Raw genomic sequence first — 17,139 nt, 5'->3', positions numbered from 1 at the left:
AGCAGCGGTCTCCAAAACCGCAGGTTGGGGGTTCGATTCCCTCCTGGCCTGCCAGTCTTCCCCAGGCTGGCGAGTCCCCGAAAGATTTCACGTTTCGATTGCCGCACCCTGAGGAGTCTCGTTTTCATGAAGCATAGCGCCGAGGTGCAGGAGTCGCGCCACGACGGGCTCAAATGGGCGGCTGTCGTCACTCTGCTGGTTCTGGCCGTGGTCGGCAATACCTGGTTCGCCGATCTGGCCATGCTCTATCGCGTGCTGGGCGTGGTCGCGCTGTGTGCGCTGGCTGGCGTAGTGGCGCTCACCACCACTCGTGGCCGCGAGCTCGCCGAACTGGCCCGCGCCGCCAAGAAGGAAATCCAGCGCGTGGTATGGCCGACACGCCCCGAAACCGTACAGACCACCGCTATCGTGCTGGTGGCCGTGCTGGTGGTTGGCCTGATGCTGTGGCTGATCGACACCCTTCTTGGCTGGGCGATGTCCGGCGTCATTGGTTAGGAGCCTTCATGTCCAAGCGTTGGTACGTCGTTCACGCCTACTCCGGCTTCGAAAAGCATGTCATGCGCTCGCTTATCGAGCGCGTGAAGATGTACGGCATGGAGGATCGCTTCGGCGAGATCCTGGTGCCGACAGAAGAAGTCGTCGAGATGCGTGACGGCAAGCGCCGCAAGAGTGAGCGCAAGTTCTATCCCGGCTATGTGCTGGTCGAGATGGAGATGGATGACGAGACATGGCACCTGGTCAACGAGACACCGCGCGTCATGGGGTTCATCGGTGGCACCAAGGAGAAGCCGGCGGCGATTACCCAGAAGGAGGCGGATGCCATTCTTCGCCGCGTTCAGGACGGCACCGACAAGCCGCGGCCCAAGACACTCTTCGAGCCGGGTCAGTCCGTGCGCGTGGTCGACGGCCCCTTCGCCGACTTCAACGGCGTGGTCGAAGAGGTCAACTATGACAAGAGTCGCGTCCAGGTCAGCGTGCTGATCTTCGGACGCTCCACTCCTGTCGAACTGGAATTCGCTCAGGTCGAGAAGGAGTGATCCGCTCGGCCTGACGCAAGCAAGGCGGCTGCTGAGTCCGTCGTATCACCGGGGAGCCGAAAGGCGCTACTACCCAACTGGAGTTCAACATGGCCAAGAAAGTACAGGCTTACATCAAGCTGCAGGTCGCAGCCGGTAAAGCCAACCCGAGTCCCCCCGTCGGCCCCGCGCTGGGTCAGCACGGCGTGAACATCATGGAGTTCTGCAAGGCGTTCAACGCCGCGACCCAGGAGATAGAGCCGGGTCTGCCCACTCCCGTGGTGATTACCGTCTATTCCGATCGCAGCTTCACCTTCGTCACCAAGACCCCGCCCGCCGCGGTCCTGCTGAAGAAGGCCGCTGGTATCAAGTCCGGCTCTGGTGAGCCGAACAAGAAGAAGGTCGGTACCGTGACCCGCGAGCAGCTCGAGGAGATCGCCAAGACCAAGGAGCCGGATCTGACGGCTGCCGATCTCGACGCCGCGGTGCGTACCATTGCCGGTAGCGCCCGCAGCATGGGCCTGAATGTGGAGGGTCTCTGATCATGGCCAAGCTGACCAAGCGTACCAGACTGATTCGCGAGAAGGTCGACCCGACCAAGGCTTACCCCCTGGAAGAGGCCGTGGCCCTGCTCGCCGAGCTGTCCACCGTCAAGTTCAAGGAGTCGCTGGACGTCGCCATCAACCTGGGCGTCGACCCGCGTAAATCCGACCAGGTGGTTCGCGGTGCGACCGTGATGCCCAACGGAACCGGCAAGGACGTGCGCGTTGCCGTCTTCACCCAGGGTGCCAACGCCGATGCCGCCAAGGAAGCCGGTGCCGACATCGTCGGCATGGACGACCTGGCCGAGCAGGTCAAGAAGGGCCAGCTCGATTTCGACGTGGTCATCGCCTCCCCGGACGCCATGCGTGTCGTCGGCCAGCTGGGCCAGATCCTCGGTCCGCGCGGCCTGATGCCGAACCCCAAGGTCGGCACCGTGACCCCGGACGTGGCCACTGCCGTCAAGAACGCCAAGGCCGGTCAGGTGCGTTTCCGTACTGACAAGAACGGCATCATTCACACCACCCTTGGCAAGGTCGATTTCGACGCCGCCGCCATCCAGGGCAACCTGGAAGCGCTGGTCGCCGACCTGAAGCGCCTGAAGCCGAGCGCCTCCAAGGGCATCTATCTCAAGAAGGTCACCGTGTCCACCACCATGGGTCCGGGCCTGACCATCGATCACTCTGCCCTGGCCTGATCGGGCAGCGGATCGATCGATTGCATTAACTTTGCGGTCCCCGAGCGGAGCAAGACTCGCCGGCGGGGCACCGTCAAAGACCGCAGGTGCCGCCCCTCCCCGTGAAGGGCGGCTTAATCATCCTCCGGATGGCCTGCGCAGATGGTGTGGCCGCCAGGTTTCTGGTGAGCACCATCACCCAGGACCTCCGGTCGCCGCCCTCGGGCAGCACCGGAGGAGATGGTAACCACCGGAGTCCTCATCGCGAGGTTCCGGCACGAAGGAGTGATCACTGTGCCACTAGCACTCGAAGGCAAGAAGGCGATTGTTGCCGAGGTCAGTGAAGCGGCCAAGGATGCACTCTCCGTCGTAGTTGCCGATTCTCGTGGCGTCTCGGTCGAGAAGATGACCGATCTGCGCAAGCAGGCTCGCGAGAATGGCGTCCAGCTGCGTGTTGTTCGCAACACCCTGGCGCGCCGCGCCCTCTCAGGCACCCAGTGGGAATGCCTGAACGAGAGCTTCGTTGGTCCGACCCTGCTGGCCTTCTCCACCGAGCATCCGGGCGCCGCCGCCCGTCTGTTCAAGGAGTTTGCCAAGTCTGAGAAGGACTTCGAAGTCAAGGCGCTGGCCTACGAAGGTGAGTTGATCCCGGCTGCCGATATCGACCGCCTGGCGACCCTGCCGACCTACGACGAGGCCATCGCCAAGCTGATGTCCGTCCTGAAGGAAGCGTCCGCCGGCAAGCTGGTTCGTACCCTGGCCGCCCTGCGCGACCAGAAGCAGGAAGCCGCCGCCTGATCGCAGGCCGCCTGATCGGCGAACTCCTGCTGGCCGCCTGAATCGTATATTGAATCCAGAGTCGACGGGTCACCGCGACTCCCGCAAAGTTAGGAAACGTGACAATGGCACTGACCAAAGAAGACATCATCAACGCCGTCGCCGACATGTCCGTCATGGAAGTGGTCGAGCTGATCGAAGCGATGGAAGAGAAGTTCGGCGTGTCTGCCGCTGCCGCCGTCGTGGCTGGCCCGGCTGCCGCCGGTGAAGTGGCCGAGGAGCAGACCGAGTTCGATCTCGTGCTGACCAGCTGTGGCGAGAAGAAGGTCAACGTGATCAAGGTGGTTCGCGAGATCACCGGCCTGGGCCTTAAGGAAGCCAAGGGTGCCGTCGACGGCGCTCCGGCGACCATCAAGGAAGCCATGTCCAAGGACGACGCTGAAGCGGCCAAGGCCAAGCTGGAAGAAGCCGGCGCGAGCGTGGAGCTCAAGTAACACTTGGGCTACATGGCTTCACGCGCTGCGTAAGCTTCCATGGCTGGTGGCGGGACACCCGCTGCCGGCCTTTTTCTGTTGTCACTGGCCTCTGCCGACAGGGCAGAACCGCCAGCCGAATTCCGAAGGCGAGCGCCCATGCCAGGCGCTTGCCTTCATCGCCTGACGGCGTCGCGTCCGTCGGGTGGCGCCGACCACGCATCGGTCACCCATGGTGAACAAGCTGGGGAATACAGATGGCTTACTCATACACTGAGAAAAAACGCATCCGCAAGGATTTTGGCAAACTGCCACAAGTGATGGATGTGCCCTACCTGCTGGCGATCCAGCTTGATTCCTACTACGACTTCCTTCAGCAGGACCGTTCGTCCGAAGAGCGGATGGAAATCGGCCTGCATGCCGCCTTCAAGTCCGTCTTTCCGATCGAGAGCTTCTCCGGCAACGCTGCCCTGGAGTATGTGAGCTACCGTTTCGGTACCCCGGCGTTCGACGTCAAGGAGTGCCAGCTGCGTGGCGTCACCTATTCGGCGCCGCTGCGCGTCAAGGTCCGCCTGATCATCTATGACAAGGAATCGTCGAACAAGGCGATCAAGGACATCAAGGAGCAGGAAGTCTACATGGGGGAGATCCCCCTGATGACCGAGAACGGCACCTTCGTGGTCAACGGCACCGAGCGGGTCATCGTCTCGCAGCTGCATCGCAGCCCGGGCGTGTTCTTCGACCACGACAAGGGCAAGAGCCACTCCTCCGGCAAGCTGCTCTACTCGGCTCGCGTGATTCCCTACCGCGGCTCCTGGCTCGACTTCGAGTTCGATCCCAAGGACAGCGTCTTCGTCCGCATCGACCGTCGCCGCAAGCTGCCGGCGAGTGTTCTGCTGCGTGCACTCGGTATGAGTGCCGAGGAGATCCTCGAGGAGTTCTTCGAGACCAGCACCTTCCACATCGAGAAGTCCGGCTTCAGCGTGGAGCTGGTTCCGTCGCGCCTGCGCGGCGAGACCGCCACCTTCGACATCAAGGATGCCGATGGCGGCGTGATCGTCGAGGAAGGTCGCCGTATCACCCAGAAGCACATTCGCCAGCTGGAAAAGGCCGGCCTCGAGCGTCTCGATGTGCCGATGGAGTATCTGTTCGGCAAGACCCTGGGTCGTGACCAGGTGGATCCGAACACCGGCGAGCTGATCTGCCCCTGCAACACCGAGATCAACCCGGAGCTGCTGGAGAAGATCGCCCAGGCCGGCATCACCCAGGTCGAGACTCTCTACACCAACGATCTCGACTGCGGCCCCTTCATCTCCGATACCCTCAGGCTGGACACCACCGGTTCCCAGCTCGAGGCGCTGGTCGAGATCTATCGGATGATGCGTCCCGGCGAGCCGCCCACCAAGGAAAGCGCCGAGACCCTTTTCAACAACCTGTTCTTCAGCACTGACCGCTACGACCTCTCCGGCGTCGGCCGCATGAAGTTCAACCGTCGCCTGCGTCGTGACGCCGACACCGGCTCCGGTGTGCTGGATCGTCGCGACATCCTGGACGTGCTCAGGGAGCTGATCCACATCCGCAACGGCTTCGGCGAAGTGGATGACATCGACCACCTGGGCAACCGCCGCATCCGCTGCGTGGGCGAGATGGCCGAGAACCAGTTCCGCGTCGGCCTGGTGCGCGTCGAGCGCGCGGTCAAGGAGCGTCTCTCCATGGCCGAGAGCGAGGGCCTGATGCCCCAGGACCTGATCAACGCCAAGCCCGTCGCCGCGGCGGTCAAGGAGTTCTTCGGTTCCAGTCAGCTCTCCCAGTTCATGGACCAGAATAACCCGCTCTCCGAGGTCACCCACAAGCGCCGTGTCTCCGCGCTTGGCCCGGGCGGCCTGACCCGCGAGCGGGCCGGCTTCGAGGTACGTGACGTTCACGCCACCCACTACGGCCGGCTGTGCCCGATCGAGACGCCGGAAGGCCCCAACATCGGCCTGATCAACTCCCTGGCCACCTACAGCCACACCAACAGCTACGGTTTCCTCGAGACACCCTACCGCAAGGTGGTGGACGCTCAGGTGACCGACGACGTCGTGCACCTTTCGGCGATCGAGGAGGGTGACTTCGTCATCGCCCAGGCCTCGGCCACGGTCAACGAGTCGAACAAGCTGATCGACGACCTGGTCCAGGTCCGTCACAAGGGCGAGACCACCTTCATGCGTCCCGAGCAGGTGACGCTGATGGACGTCTCCCCGCGCCAGGTGGTCTCCGTGGCTGCGGCGCTGATCCCGTTCCTCGAGCACGATGACGCGAACCGCGCCCTGATGGGGGCCAACATGCAGCGTCAGGCGGTGCCCACCCTGCGTGCCGACAAGCCACTGGTCGGCACCGGCATGGAACGCTTCGTGGCCCGCGACTCCGGCGTCTGCGCCGTGGCGACTCGCGGCGGGGTGATCGATTCGGTCGACGCCAAGCGCATCGTGGTGCGCATCAACGAGGAAGAGATCATCGGCGGCGAGGCCGGCGTCGACATCTACAACCTGACCAAGTACGTGCGTTCCAACCAGAACACCTGCATGAACCAGCGGCCCATCGTGCGCCCCGGTGACCAGGTGGCCCGCGGTGACATTCTCGCCGACGGTCCCTCCGTGGACATGGGCGACCTGGCACTGGGCCAGAACATGCGCATCGCCTTCATGCCCTGGAACGGCTACAACTTCGAGGACTCCATCCTGCTCTCCGAGCGGGTGGTCACGGAAGACCGCTTCACCACCATCCACATCCAGGAGCTGACCTGCGTCTCCCGCGACACCAAGCTGGGGCCGGAGGAGATTACCTCCGACATCCCCAACGTGGGCGAGTCTGCGCTCTCCAAGCTGGACGAGGCGGGCGTGGTCTACATCGGCGCCGAGGTCGGCCCGGGCGATATCCTGGTCGGCAAGGTCACGCCCAAGGGCGAGACCCAGCTGACCCCGGAAGAGAAGCTGCTGCGCGCGATCTTCGGCGAGAAGGCCTCCGATGTGAAGGACACCTCGCTTCGTGCGCCCACCGGCATGAAGGGTACCGTCATCGACGTCCAGGTCTTCACCCGCGACGGCGTGGAGAAGGACTCCCGGGCCATCGCCATCGAGCAGATGCAGCTCGACGAGGTGCGCAAGGATCTCCAGGAGACCTACCGCATCGCCGAGGACGCCACCTTCGAACGCCTCAAGCGGACCCTGAGCGGCCAGGCCGTCAACGGCGGGCCCAGGCTGAAGAAGGGCGACGTGCTCACCGAGAGCTATCTCGAGGAGCTGCCGCGACAGCAGTGGTTCAAGCTGCGCCTGCAGGACGAGGCCCTCAACGAACTGCTGGCCCAGGCCGACGAGCAGCTCGAGAACCGTCGCCGCGAGATGGACGAGCGCTTCGAGGACAAGAAGCGCAAGCTGACCCAGGGCGACGACCTGGCACCGGGCGTGCTCAAGATCGTCAAGGTCTACATGGCGGTGAAGCGTCGCCTGCAGCCGGGTGACAAGATGGCCGGCCGTCACGGTAACAAGGGTGTCATCTCCGCGATCATGCCCATCGAGGACATGCCCTTCGATGACAACGGCGAGCCGGTGGACGTGGTCCTCAACCCGCTGGGCGTGCCGTCGCGCATGAACGTGGGGCAGATCCTCGAGACCCACCTGGGCCTCGCCGCCTGGGGCCTGGGTCGCAAGATCGATGGCATGCTGCGCGACGCCCGTGGTCAGCAGGTCGCCGAGATCCGCGACTTCCTGGGGCAGGTCTACAACTCCACCCCGGGTACCCGTGTCGAGGAGCTCGAGACCCTCTCCGACGAGGAGGTGATCGCCCTGGCGAAGAACCTCAAGTCAGGCGTGCCCATGTCCACGCCGGTATTCGACGGTGCGGACGAGCATGAGATCAAGCATCTGCTGCGCCTGGCCGACCTGCCGGACTCCGGTCAGATGACGCTCTATGACGGCCGTACCGGTGACGCCTTCGACCGTTCTGTGACCGTCGGCTACATGTACATGCTCAAGCTCAACCACCTGGTGGACGACAAGATGCACGCCCGTTCCACCGGCTCCTACTCGCTGGTTACCCAGCAGCCGCTGGGCGGCAAGGCGCAGTTTGGTGGTCAGCGCTTCGGCGAGATGGAGGTCTGGGCCCTCGAAGCCTACGGCGCGGCCTACACCCTCCAGGAGATGCTCACCGTGAAGTCCGACGACGTGGAGGGTCGCACCAAGATGTACAAGAACATCGTGGACGGCGATCACACCATGCAGGCAGGCATGCCGGAATCCTTCAACGTGCTCGTGAAGGAGATTCGCTCGCTGGGCATCGATATCGAGTTAGAGAGCTAGGAGCCGTCCGATGAAAGATTTGGTTAAAGTCCTGAAATCGCAGTCTCAGTCAGAAGAGTTCGATGCGATCAAGATCACGCTGGCGTCGCCGGACATGATTCGCTCCTGGTCCTTCGGCGAGGTCAAGAAGCCCGAGACGATCAACTACCGGACGTTCAAGCCGGAGCGCGACGGCCTGTTCTGCGCCAAGATCTTCGGCCCGGTGAAGGACTACGAGTGCCTGTGCGGCAAGTACAAGCGCATGAAGCACCGCGGCATCATCTGCGAGAAGTGCGGCGTCGAGGTGACCAAGGCAGCCGTGCGCCGCGAGCGCATGGGCCACATCGAGCTGGCAAGCCCCGTCGCGCACATCTGGTTCCTGAAGTCGCTGCCGTCGCGCATCGGCATGTTCCTGGACATGACCCTGCGCGACATCGAGCGCGTGCTCTACTTCGAGAGCTTCGTGGTCATCGACCCGGGCATGACCACCCTCGAGCGCGGTCAGCTGCTCAACGACGAACAGTACTTCGAGGCACTCGAGGAGTTCGGTGACGACTTCGATGCCCGCATGGGGGCGGAGGCCGTCCAGGCGCTGCTCAAGGACATCGACCTGGCCGAGGAGATTGATCGCCTGCGCGAGGAGATCCCCCAGACCAATTCCGAGACCAAGATCAAGAAGCTCTCCAAGCGGCTCAAGCTGCTCGAGGCCTTCTACAACTCCGGCAATGCGCCGGCGTGGATGGTCATGGAGGTGCTGCCGGTGTTGCCGCCGGACCTGCGTCCGCTGGTCCCGCTGGACGGCGGCCGCTTCGCGACCTCCGATCTCAACGACCTGTATCGCCGGGTGATCAACCGCAACAACCGCCTCAAGCGGCTGCTCGACCTCAATGCGCCGGACATCATTGTGCGCAACGAGAAGCGCATGCTGCAGGAGGCGGTGGATGCGCTGCTGGACAACGGTCGCCGCGGCCGTGCCATCACCGGTTCCAACAAGCGCCCGCTGAAGTCCCTGGCCGACATGATCAAGGGCAAGCAGGGCCGTTTCCGTCAGAACCTGCTGGGCAAGCGCGTCGACTACTCCGGCCGTTCGGTGATCACCGTCGGCCCGACCCTGCGCCTGCACCAGTGCGGCCTGCCCAAGAAGATGGCGCTGGAGCTGTTCAAGCCGTTCATCTACTCCAAGCTGCAGAGCCTCGGCTACGCCTCCACCATCAAGGCGGCCAAGAAGATGGTCGAGCGCGAGCTGCCGGAGGTGTGGGATATCCTCGCCGACGTCATCCGCGAGCACCCGGTGCTGCTTAACCGCGCCCCGACGCTGCACCGCCTCGGCATCCAGGCCTTCGAGCCGCTGCTGATCGAGGGCAAGGCGATCCAGCTGCATCCGCTGGTGTGTGCCGCCTACAACGCCGACTTCGACGGTGACCAGATGGCGGTCCACGTGCCGCTGACCCTGGAAGCCCAGCTCGAAGCACGGACGCTGATGATGGCCACCAACAACGTGCTGTCGCCGGCCAACGGCGAGCCGATCATCGTGCCCTCCCAGGACGTGGTGCTGGGTCTCTATTACATGACCCGCGAGAAGATCAACGCCAGGGGGGAAGGCATGGTGTTTGCCAACCTCGACGAGGTGGATCGCGCCTTCGGCACCCAGAATGTCGCCATGCATGCTCGGGTCAAGGTGCGCCTGGACGAGGTGGATGTGGACGAGGAGACCGGCGAGCGTAGCCGACACCGCCGTCTCTACGACACCACCGTGGGCCGTGCGCTGCTGTTCCGCATCCTGCCGGAGGGGGTGCCCTTCGAGCTGATCGATCAGCCGATGAAGAAGAAGGCCATCTCCAAGCTGCTCAACGAGGTGTATCGTCGCGCGGGTCTCAAGCCGACCGTCATCTTCGCCGACCAGCTGATGTTCACCGGCTTCCGCATGGCCACCTGGTCCGGCGCCTCCATCGGCGTCAACGACTTCGTGATCCCGGATGCCAAGGCCTCGATCATCGATGCCGCCGAGGGCGAGGTGAAGGAGATCGAGGACCAGTTCTCCTCGGGTCTCGTCACCGCTGGCGAGAAGTACAACAAGGTGATCGATATCTGGTCCAAGGCCAACGACAAGGTGGCCCGGGCGATGATGGATGGCATCGAGAAGGAGACCGTGATCGACCGTGACGGCAACGAGGTCGAGCAGGATTCCTTCAACAGCGTCTTCATCATGGCCGACTCCGGTGCCCGGGGTAGTGCCGCCCAGATCCGCCAGCTGGCGGGCATGCGCGGCCTGATGGCCAAGCCGGATGGCTCGATCATCGAGACCCCGATCGTCGCCAACTTCCGTGAGGGCCTGAACGTACTGCAGTACTTCATCTCCACCCACGGCGCGCGCAAGGGTCTGGCGGATACGGCTCTCAAGACCGCCAACTCCGGCTACCTGACCCGTCGCCTGGTCGATGTGGCCCAGGACATGGTGATCACCGAGACCGACTGCAACACCGAGAACGGCCTGACCCTGCACCCGGTGATCGAGGGTGGCGATATCATCGTCTCCCTCGCCCAGCGCGTATTGGGTCGCGTGGTCGCCCAGGACGTCATCGATCCGGCCAGCGACGATGTCCTCATCCCGCGCGGCACCCTGCTCGACGAGAAGTGGTGCGCCGAGCTGGACACCATGGGCGTCGACGAGATCGTGGTCCGCAGTGCCATCGCCTGCCAGACCGTCCACGGTGTCTGCGCTACCTGCTACGGCCGCGATCTGGCGCGTGGCCACCAGGTGAACATCGGTGAGGCGGTCGGCGTCATCGCCGCTCAGTCCATCGGTGAGCCCGGAACCCAGCTGACCATGCGGACCTTCCACATCGGCGGTGCGGCTTCACGTGCCTCCGCGGTGGACAGCGTCCAGGTCAAGCATGGCGGCAAGGTGCGCCTGCACAACATCAAGTACGTGGAGCGCGCCGACGGCAAGCTGGTGGTGGTGTCCCGCTCCAGCGCCCTGGCCGTCGCCGACGACCATGGCCGCGAGCGCGAGTACTACAAGCTGCCCTACGGCGCCGAGCTCTCCGTCCGGGACGGCGATACCGTCGACTCAGGCCAGGCGGTGGCCAAGTGGGATCCGCACACCCACCCGATCGTCGCCGAGGCCGAGGGTAACGTGCAGTACGCCGACCTGGATGAGGGCCTGACCATCCACCGCAGCGTGGACGAGATGACCGGCCTCTCCTCCATCGAGGTGATCGAGGCGGCCGCCCGTCCCATGGCCGGCCGTGACAAGCGCCCGATGATCCTGCTCAACGACGAGGCCGGCAAGCCGGTCACCGTCAGCGGCTCCGACACCCCGGTGCAGTACCTGCTGCCCGGCAAGTCGATCGTCACCGCCGACAATGGCGCCAAAATCGGCGTCGGCGAGGTCGTGGCGCGTATCCCGGTGGAGGCGTCTGCCAACAAGGACATCACCGGGGGTCTGCCCCGCGTGGCCGACCTGTTCGAGGCGCGCAAGCCGAAGGAGCCGGCCATCCTCGCCGAGATCAGCGGCGTGATGAGCTTCGGCAAGGAGACCAAGGGCAAGCGTCGCCTGACCATCACCCCGGAAGGTGGCGGCGATCCCTTCGAGGCGCTGATTCCCAAGTGGCGCCAGATCGCGGTGTTCGAAGGCGAGACCGTCGAGAAGGGCGAGGTGATCTCCGATGGCCCGAGCAATCCGCACGACATCCTGCGCCTGCTGGGCGTGGCGGAACTGGCCAAGTACATCACCGTGGAGATCCAGGAGGTCTACCGCCTCCAGGGCGTGGGCATCAACGACAAGCACATCGAAGTGATCGTGCGTCAGATGCTGCGCAAGGTGGAGATCACCGATGCCGGTGACTCCGACTTCATCACCGGTGACCAGGTCGAACTGGCGCGGGTGCTGGAGCAGAACGCCCGCCTCGAGAAGCAGGAGAAGTTTCCGGCCAAGTACCAGCGGGTGCTGCTGGGTATCACCAAGGCCAGCCTGGCCACCGAGTCGTTCATCTCCGCGGCCTCCTTCCAGGAGACCACGCGGGTGCTGACCGAGGCGGCGGTGACCGGCAAGCGCGACTACCTGCGCGGCCTGAAGGAGAACGTGGTGGTGGGGCGTCTGATCCCGGCCGGTACCGGCCTCGCCCACCATGAGGAGCGTCGCCGCCGGCGTGAAGGACCCGAGCGTCCGCTGGCCCCGTCGGCCTACGATGTCGAGCAGGAGCTGGGCGCGCAGCTCACCGCGCTGGATTCCGGCGACGAGGAACTCTGATCCGAAGCCCCGGGGATCTAGGGTCCGTCCAGGCGGGCGGACCCTCGGTCTTGACGGGGCAAGGTGTCAGCTATTAGAATGCGCAGCCTTTAACAGTGGGGTGGGTACGCCCGCACCCGCTGAAAAGGCCAAGGCAACCCATTGGAGTCAGCTACTACACCATGGCAACGATCAATCAGCTCGTGCGCAAGCCGCGCAAGCGCCCCGTCAGCAAGAGCGACGTGCCGGCGCTGCAGGCCTGTCCGCAGAAGCGCGGCGTCTGCACCCGCGTCTACACCACCACCCCGAAGAAGCCCAACTCGGCCCTGCGTAAGGTCTGCCGCGTGCGTCTGACCAACGGCTTCGAGGTCTCATCCTACATCGGTGGTGAAGGTCACAACCTTCAGGAGCACTCCGTGGTCCTGATCCGCGGCGGTCGCGTCAAGGACCTTCCCGGTGTGCGCTATCACACCGTGCGTGGCGCCCTGGACACTTCCGGCGTGCAGAACCGCAAGCAGGGCCGTTCCAAGTACGGCGCCAAGCGTCCCAAGGCCTGATCGGTCTCGGCACGCACCTACACCAGAATTGATATCGGTCTGATAAGAGTAAGGTCGGGCGGCGTCGACTCTAGACAGTCGAGCGCGAGTCCCGGGTTTACCTGAAGGACCCTTCAACAGAGGGCTTATCATGCCTAGAAGAAGAATTGCCGCAAAACGCGAGATCCTTCCGGATCCCAAGTTCGGAAGTGAGCGCCTGGCGAAATTCATGAACCACCTGATGTTCGGCGGTAAGAAGTCCGTAGCTGAGCGCATCGTCTACGGTGCGCTGGACAGGGTTGCCGAGCGCAGTAATGAGGACCCGCTGGAGATCTTCGACAAGGCGCTGGAAACCATTCAGCCCATGGTCGAGGTGAAGTCTCGCCGCGTTGGCGGTGCGACCTATCAGGTACCGGTGGAAGTTCGTCCGTCGCGCCGCCAGGCTCTGGCCATGCGCTGGCTGGTGGATGCCGCTCGTCGCCGTGGCGAGAAGACCATGGTGCAGCGCCTGGCTGGCGAGATGCTGGACGCCGCCGAAGGCAAGGGCTCCGCGGTCAAGAAGCGTGAAGACGTGCATCGCATGGCGGAAGCCAACAAGGCTTTCTCGCACTACCGCTTCTAAGGGCAGCGCTTCCAAACGCATCGCCAACCAATGGGGAGTTCCACCGTGGCTCGCAAGACTCCACTAAATCGCTATCGCAATATCGGCATCGTCGCCCACGTCGATGCCGGCAAGACCACCACGACCGAACGCGTGCTGTTCTATACCGGTCTTTCCCACAAGGTGGGTGAGGTTCATGACGGCGCGGCAACGACCGACTGGATGGAGCAGGAGCAGGAGCGGGGTATCACCATTACCTCCGCTGCCGTGACTACCTTCTGGAAGGGCATGAACCAGCAGTTCGATGAGCACCGCATCAATATCATCGACACCCCCGGACACGTGGACTTCACCATCGAGGTGGAGCGTTCCCTGCGTGTTCTCGACGGTGCCGTGGTGGTGCTGTGCGGCTCTTCCGGCGTGCAGCCCCAGACGGAGACCGTCTGGCGCCAGGCCAACAAGTACGAAGTGCCGCGCATGGTCTTCGTCAACAAGATGGATCGCACCGGCGCCGACTTCTTCATGGTGGTCGAGCAGCTCAAGGATCGCCTGGGCGCCAATGCCGTGCCGATCCAGATCAACTGGGGCACCGAGGAAGACTTCAAGGGCGTCATCGACCTGATCCAGATGAAGGCCATCCTCTGGGATGAAGCTAGCCTGGGCATGAAGTATGACCTCGTCGATATCCCGGCCGAGCTCCAGGAGACCGCGGAGAAGTATCGCGAGGAGATGGTCGAGGCGGCCGCCGAAGCGTCAGAGGAGCTGATGGACAAGTACCTCGAGGGCGGTGAGCTGACCGTCGAGGAGATCAAGGCCGGTCTGCGTCGTCGCACCCTCGCCAACGAGATCGTGCTGGTCACCTGCGGCTCCGCGTTCAAGAACAAGGGCGTGCAGGCAGTGCTGGATGGCGTCATCGAGTACATGCCGTCTCCCACTGAGGTCAAGGCCATCGAGGGCGAGCTGGACGACAGGGACGGCACCGTCGCGACCCGCGAGGCCGACGACAACGCACCCTTCGCCGCCCTGGCGTTCAAGATCGCCACCGATCCCTTCGTCGGCACCCTGACCTTCATCCGCGTCTATTCGGGCGTGTTGAACTCCGGCGACGGGGTCTACAACTCCGTGAAGCAGAAGAAGGAGCGCGTCGGCCGTATCGTGCAGATGCATGCCAACTCCCGCGAGGAGATCAAGGAAGTGCGTGCCGGCGATATCGCCGCCTGTATCGGCCTCAAGGACGTCACCACCGGTGATACCCTGTGCGACCTGAACGAGAAGATCGTGCTGGAGCGGATGGAGTTCCCGGATCCGGTGATCTCCGTGGCCGTGGAGCCCAAGTCCAAGGCCGACCAGGAGAAGATGGGTGTGGCGCTGGGTAAGCTGGCCCAGGAAGACCCCTCATTCCAGGTTCGCACCGATGAGGAGACCGGCCAGACCATCATCTCCGGCATGGGCGAGTTGCACCTGGACATCCTGGTCGACCGCATGCGTCGCGAGTTCAAGGTCGAGGCCAACATCGGCAAGCCTCAGGTGGCCTATCGCGAGACCATCCGCGGCAAGGTGGAGCAGGAAGGCAAGTTCGTGCGTCAGTCCGGCGGTCGCGGCCAGTATGGTCACGTCTGGCTGCGCATCGAGCCGCTCACCCAGGAAGACAAGGGCGAAGATGAAGACCTGCACTTCAAATTCGTTTCCGAGATCGTCGGCGGTGTGGTTCCCAAGGAATACGTGCCGGCCGTCGAGAAAGGGGCCTACGAGCAGCTGAAGAACGGTGTCATCGCGGGCTACCCGATGATCGACGTCAAGGTTACGCTGTACGATGGTTCCTTCCACGACGTGGACTCCAACGAGACAGCGTTCAAGGTCGCTTCTTCCATGGCCGTGAAGGAAGGCGCCAGGAAGGCCAAGGCCGTGCTGCTGGAGCCGGTGATGAAGGTCGAGGTCGTGACTCCCGAGGACTACATGGGGGATGTGATGGGTGACCTGAACCGCCGCCGTGGCCTGGTGGAGGGCATGGATGACTCGTCAATGGGCAAGATCATCCGCGCTCGGGTGCCGTTGGCTGAGATGTTCGGTTACGCGACCGACCTGCGTTCTCAGACCCAGGGCCGCGCAAGCTACGTCATGGAGTTCGCGCAGTATGAAGAGGCGCCGTCCAGCGTCGTTGAAGCCGTCATCAACCAAAACGGTTAACCGTTAGCTAACGTAAAGAGGTTATAGCAGTGGCTAAGGAAAAATTTGAGCGTTCCAAACCGCACGTCAACGTCGGCACCATCGGTCACGTCGACCACGGCAAGACCACGCTGACCGCGGCCCTGACCCGCGTCTCCGCCGAGGTATTCGGTGGTGACTGGCGCGAGTTCGACACCATTGACAATGCCCCGGAAGAGCGTGAGCGCGGTATCACCATCGCCACCTCTCACGTGGAGTATCAGTCCGAGCAGCGTCACTACGCGCACGTCGACTGCCCCGGCCACGCCGACTATGTGAAGAACATGATCACCGGTGCGGCCCAGATGGATGGCGCCATCCTGGTGGTGTCCGCCGCCGATGGCCCGATGCCGCAGACTCGCGAGCACATCCTGCTGTCCCGTCAGGTTGGCGTTCCGTACATCGTCGTGTTCCTGAACAAGGCCGACATGGTCGACGACGAGGAGCTGCTCGAGCTGGTCGAGATGGAAGTGCGCGAACTCCTCAACGAGTACGACTTCCCGGGTGACGACACCCCGATCATCACCGGCTCTGCCCTGATGGCTCTGGAAGGCAAGGACGACAACGGCATGGGTACCACCGCCGTTGCCAACCTGATCAAGGCCCTGGACGAGTACATCCCGGAGCCGGAGCGTGCCATCGACCAGCCGTTCCTGATGCCGATCGAGGACGTGTTCTCCATCTCAGGACGCGGCACCGTGGTCACCGGCCGTATCGAACGTGGCATCGTCAAGGCCGGCGAGGAGATCGAGATCGTCGGTATCCGTGACACCACCAAGACCACCGTCACCGGTGTCGAGATGTTCCGCAAGCTGCTCGACGAAGGTCGTGCTGGTGAGAACGTCGGCGCCCTGCTGCGTGGCACCAAGCGTGACGACGTCGAGCGTGGCCAGGTCCTGGCCAAGCCGGGTTCCATCAACCCGCACACCGTCTTCGAAGCCGAAGTCTACGTGCTGTCCAAGGAGGAGGGTGGTCGTCACACGCCGTTCTTCAAGGGCTACCGTCCGCAGTTCTACTTCCGTACCACCGATGTCACCGGTACCTGTGAGCTGCCGGAAGGCGTCGAGATGGTCATGCCGGGCGACAACGTCAAGATGGTTGTCACCCTGATTGCCCCGATCGCCATGGACGACGGTCTGCGCTTCGCCATCCGTGAAGGCGGCCGCACCGTCGGCGCCGGTGTCGTGGCCAAGATCCTCAAGTAAGCTCCGGCCGAACGATGATCGAAGGGGGCCCCGTCAGGGGCCCCCTTTCTGCGCAGCGCGAAGAGTGTTTGACTCTCGTCCGTGGCGCACCTATAATGCGCATCCTTTGAATGCGTGGGTTGACGGCTCGCGCCGTCGAGATCCATTGGAGTTAAGGGCAAATGCAGAACCAGAAGATTCGCATTCGGTTGAAGGCCTTCGACCATCGCCTGATCGACCAGTCCGCCGCGGAGATCGTTGAGACCGCCAAGCGTACCGGCGCCCAGGTTCGTGGTCCGATTCCCCTGCCGACCAACCGCGAGCGGTACACCGTGCTGATCTCGCCGCACGTCAACAAGGACGCGCGGGACCAGTACGAGATTCGTACCCACAAGCGTGTGCTCGACATCGTCGAACCCACGGAAAAGACCGTTGATGCGCTGATGAAGCTCGACCTTGCCGCCGGCGTGGACGTGCAGATCAAGCTCGACTGATTCCAACTAGACACTCGCGGCCCAGCGCTCATTGCCTCTTGTAAAGAGTAGGCATGAGCAGCAGCCGCCGCGCCGTGAGGCGCCATACAA

At 63.5% G+C, this 17,139-nt stretch carries 13 protein-coding genes; all 13 read left to right on the top strand.

What is annotated here, in order from left to right; translation table 11 throughout:
- The first annotated feature begins 126 nt into the window (after nt 1-126).
- On the top strand, nt 127-495 hold the full coding sequence (secE, locus tag IBX53_RS06020) for a preprotein translocase subunit SecE (RefSeq protein WP_290906784.1): 369 nt from the start codon (nt 127-129) through the stop codon (nt 493-495).
- 8 nt (nt 496-503) lie between these two features.
- Nucleotides 504-1,037 (top strand): transcription termination/antitermination protein NusG, encoded by a 534-nt coding sequence (nusG, locus tag IBX53_RS06015; RefSeq protein ID WP_290906782.1) that lies wholly within the window; start codon nt 504-506, stop codon nt 1,035-1,037.
- Nucleotides 1,038-1,126: 89 nt separating this feature from the next.
- Nucleotides 1,127-1,558 (top strand): 50S ribosomal protein L11, encoded by a 432-nt coding sequence (gene rplK, locus IBX53_RS06010; protein ID WP_016419070.1) that lies wholly within the window; start codon nt 1,127-1,129, stop codon nt 1,556-1,558.
- Between the two features lie 2 nt (nt 1,559-1,560).
- Nucleotides 1,561-2,253 carry a 50S ribosomal protein L1 gene (rplA, locus tag IBX53_RS06005; RefSeq protein ID WP_290906780.1) on the top strand — a complete coding sequence of 231 codons (693 nt, stop codon included), beginning with the start codon at nt 1,561-1,563 and terminating at the stop codon, nt 2,251-2,253.
- A gap of 273 nt (nt 2,254-2,526) precedes the next feature.
- On the top strand, nt 2,527-3,030 hold the full coding sequence (gene rplJ / locus IBX53_RS06000) for a 50S ribosomal protein L10 (RefSeq protein WP_290906788.1): 504 nt from the start codon (nt 2,527-2,529) through the stop codon (nt 3,028-3,030).
- 104 nt (nt 3,031-3,134) lie between these two features.
- Complete coding sequence (gene rplL / locus IBX53_RS05995; protein ID WP_290797742.1) at nt 3,135-3,503, top strand: 50S ribosomal protein L7/L12; 369 nt, start codon at nt 3,135-3,137, stop codon at nt 3,501-3,503.
- 236 nt (nt 3,504-3,739) lie between these two features.
- On the top strand, nt 3,740-7,819 hold the full coding sequence (gene rpoB / locus IBX53_RS05990; protein ID WP_290906778.1) for a DNA-directed RNA polymerase subunit beta: 4,080 nt from the start codon (nt 3,740-3,742) through the stop codon (nt 7,817-7,819).
- 10 nt (nt 7,820-7,829) lie between these two features.
- The gene (gene rpoC / locus IBX53_RS05985; RefSeq protein ID WP_290906777.1) at nt 7,830-12,050 is read left to right on the top strand and encodes a DNA-directed RNA polymerase subunit beta'; all 4,221 of its coding nucleotides are present in this window, start codon (nt 7,830-7,832) and stop codon (nt 12,048-12,050) included.
- Nucleotides 12,051-12,211: 161 nt separating this feature from the next.
- The gene (rpsL, locus tag IBX53_RS05980) at nt 12,212-12,586 is read left to right on the top strand and encodes a 30S ribosomal protein S12 (protein ID WP_110070664.1); all 375 of its coding nucleotides are present in this window, start codon (nt 12,212-12,214) and stop codon (nt 12,584-12,586) included.
- A gap of 130 nt (nt 12,587-12,716) precedes the next feature.
- A complete protein-coding gene (gene rpsG / locus IBX53_RS05975) occupies nt 12,717-13,187 on the top strand; it encodes a 30S ribosomal protein S7 (protein WP_290906775.1) in 471 nt (156 codons plus the stop codon).
- Between the two features lie 45 nt (nt 13,188-13,232).
- Nucleotides 13,233-15,353 carry an elongation factor G gene (fusA, locus tag IBX53_RS05970; RefSeq protein ID WP_290906774.1) on the top strand — a complete coding sequence of 707 codons (2,121 nt, stop codon included), beginning with the start codon at nt 13,233-13,235 and terminating at the stop codon, nt 15,351-15,353.
- 29 nt (nt 15,354-15,382) lie between these two features.
- Complete coding sequence (tuf, locus tag IBX53_RS05965) at nt 15,383-16,576, top strand: elongation factor Tu (protein ID WP_290906773.1); 1,194 nt, start codon at nt 15,383-15,385, stop codon at nt 16,574-16,576.
- Nucleotides 16,577-16,737: 161 nt separating this feature from the next.
- Nucleotides 16,738-17,049: a 30S ribosomal protein S10 gene (gene rpsJ / locus IBX53_RS05960; protein WP_021819602.1), complete on the top strand. Its 312-nt coding sequence runs from the start codon at nt 16,738-16,740 to the stop codon at nt 17,047-17,049.
- Nucleotides 17,050-17,139 lie beyond the last annotated feature (90 nt).

This window comes from Halomonas sp. (genome assembly GCF_014859505.1).
GTDB lineage: Bacteria > Pseudomonadota > Gammaproteobacteria > Pseudomonadales > Halomonadaceae > Halomonas.
The sequence above is the reverse complement of the archived record's forward strand: the minus strand, read 5'-3'. Positions and strand labels throughout refer to the sequence as shown.

Bases quoted from the DNA above. Each gene is read 5' to 3' on its own strand.
- rpsJ (WP_021819602.1), top strand. From the start codon at position 16,738: ATGCAGAACCAGAAGATTCGCATTCGGTTGAAGGCCTTCGACCATCGC.
- rplK (WP_016419070.1), top strand. From the start codon at position 1,127: ATGGCCAAGAAAGTACAGGCTTACATCAAGCTGCAGGTCGCAGCCGGT.
- rpoC (WP_290906777.1), top strand. From the start codon at position 7,830: ATGAAAGATTTGGTTAAAGTCCTGAAATCGCAGTCTCAGTCAGAAGAG.
- rpsG (WP_290906775.1), top strand. From the start codon at position 12,717: ATGCCTAGAAGAAGAATTGCCGCAAAACGCGAGATCCTTCCGGATCCC.
- rplA (WP_290906780.1), top strand. From the start codon at position 1,561: ATGGCCAAGCTGACCAAGCGTACCAGACTGATTCGCGAGAAGGTCGAC.
- rpoB (WP_290906778.1), top strand. From the start codon at position 3,740: ATGGCTTACTCATACACTGAGAAAAAACGCATCCGCAAGGATTTTGGC.
- rplL (WP_290797742.1), top strand. From the start codon at position 3,135: ATGGCACTGACCAAAGAAGACATCATCAACGCCGTCGCCGACATGTCC.
- rpsL (WP_110070664.1), top strand. From the start codon at position 12,212: ATGGCAACGATCAATCAGCTCGTGCGCAAGCCGCGCAAGCGCCCCGTC.
- nusG (WP_290906782.1), top strand. From the start codon at position 504: ATGTCCAAGCGTTGGTACGTCGTTCACGCCTACTCCGGCTTCGAAAAG.
- secE (WP_290906784.1), top strand. From the start codon at position 127: ATGAAGCATAGCGCCGAGGTGCAGGAGTCGCGCCACGACGGGCTCAAA.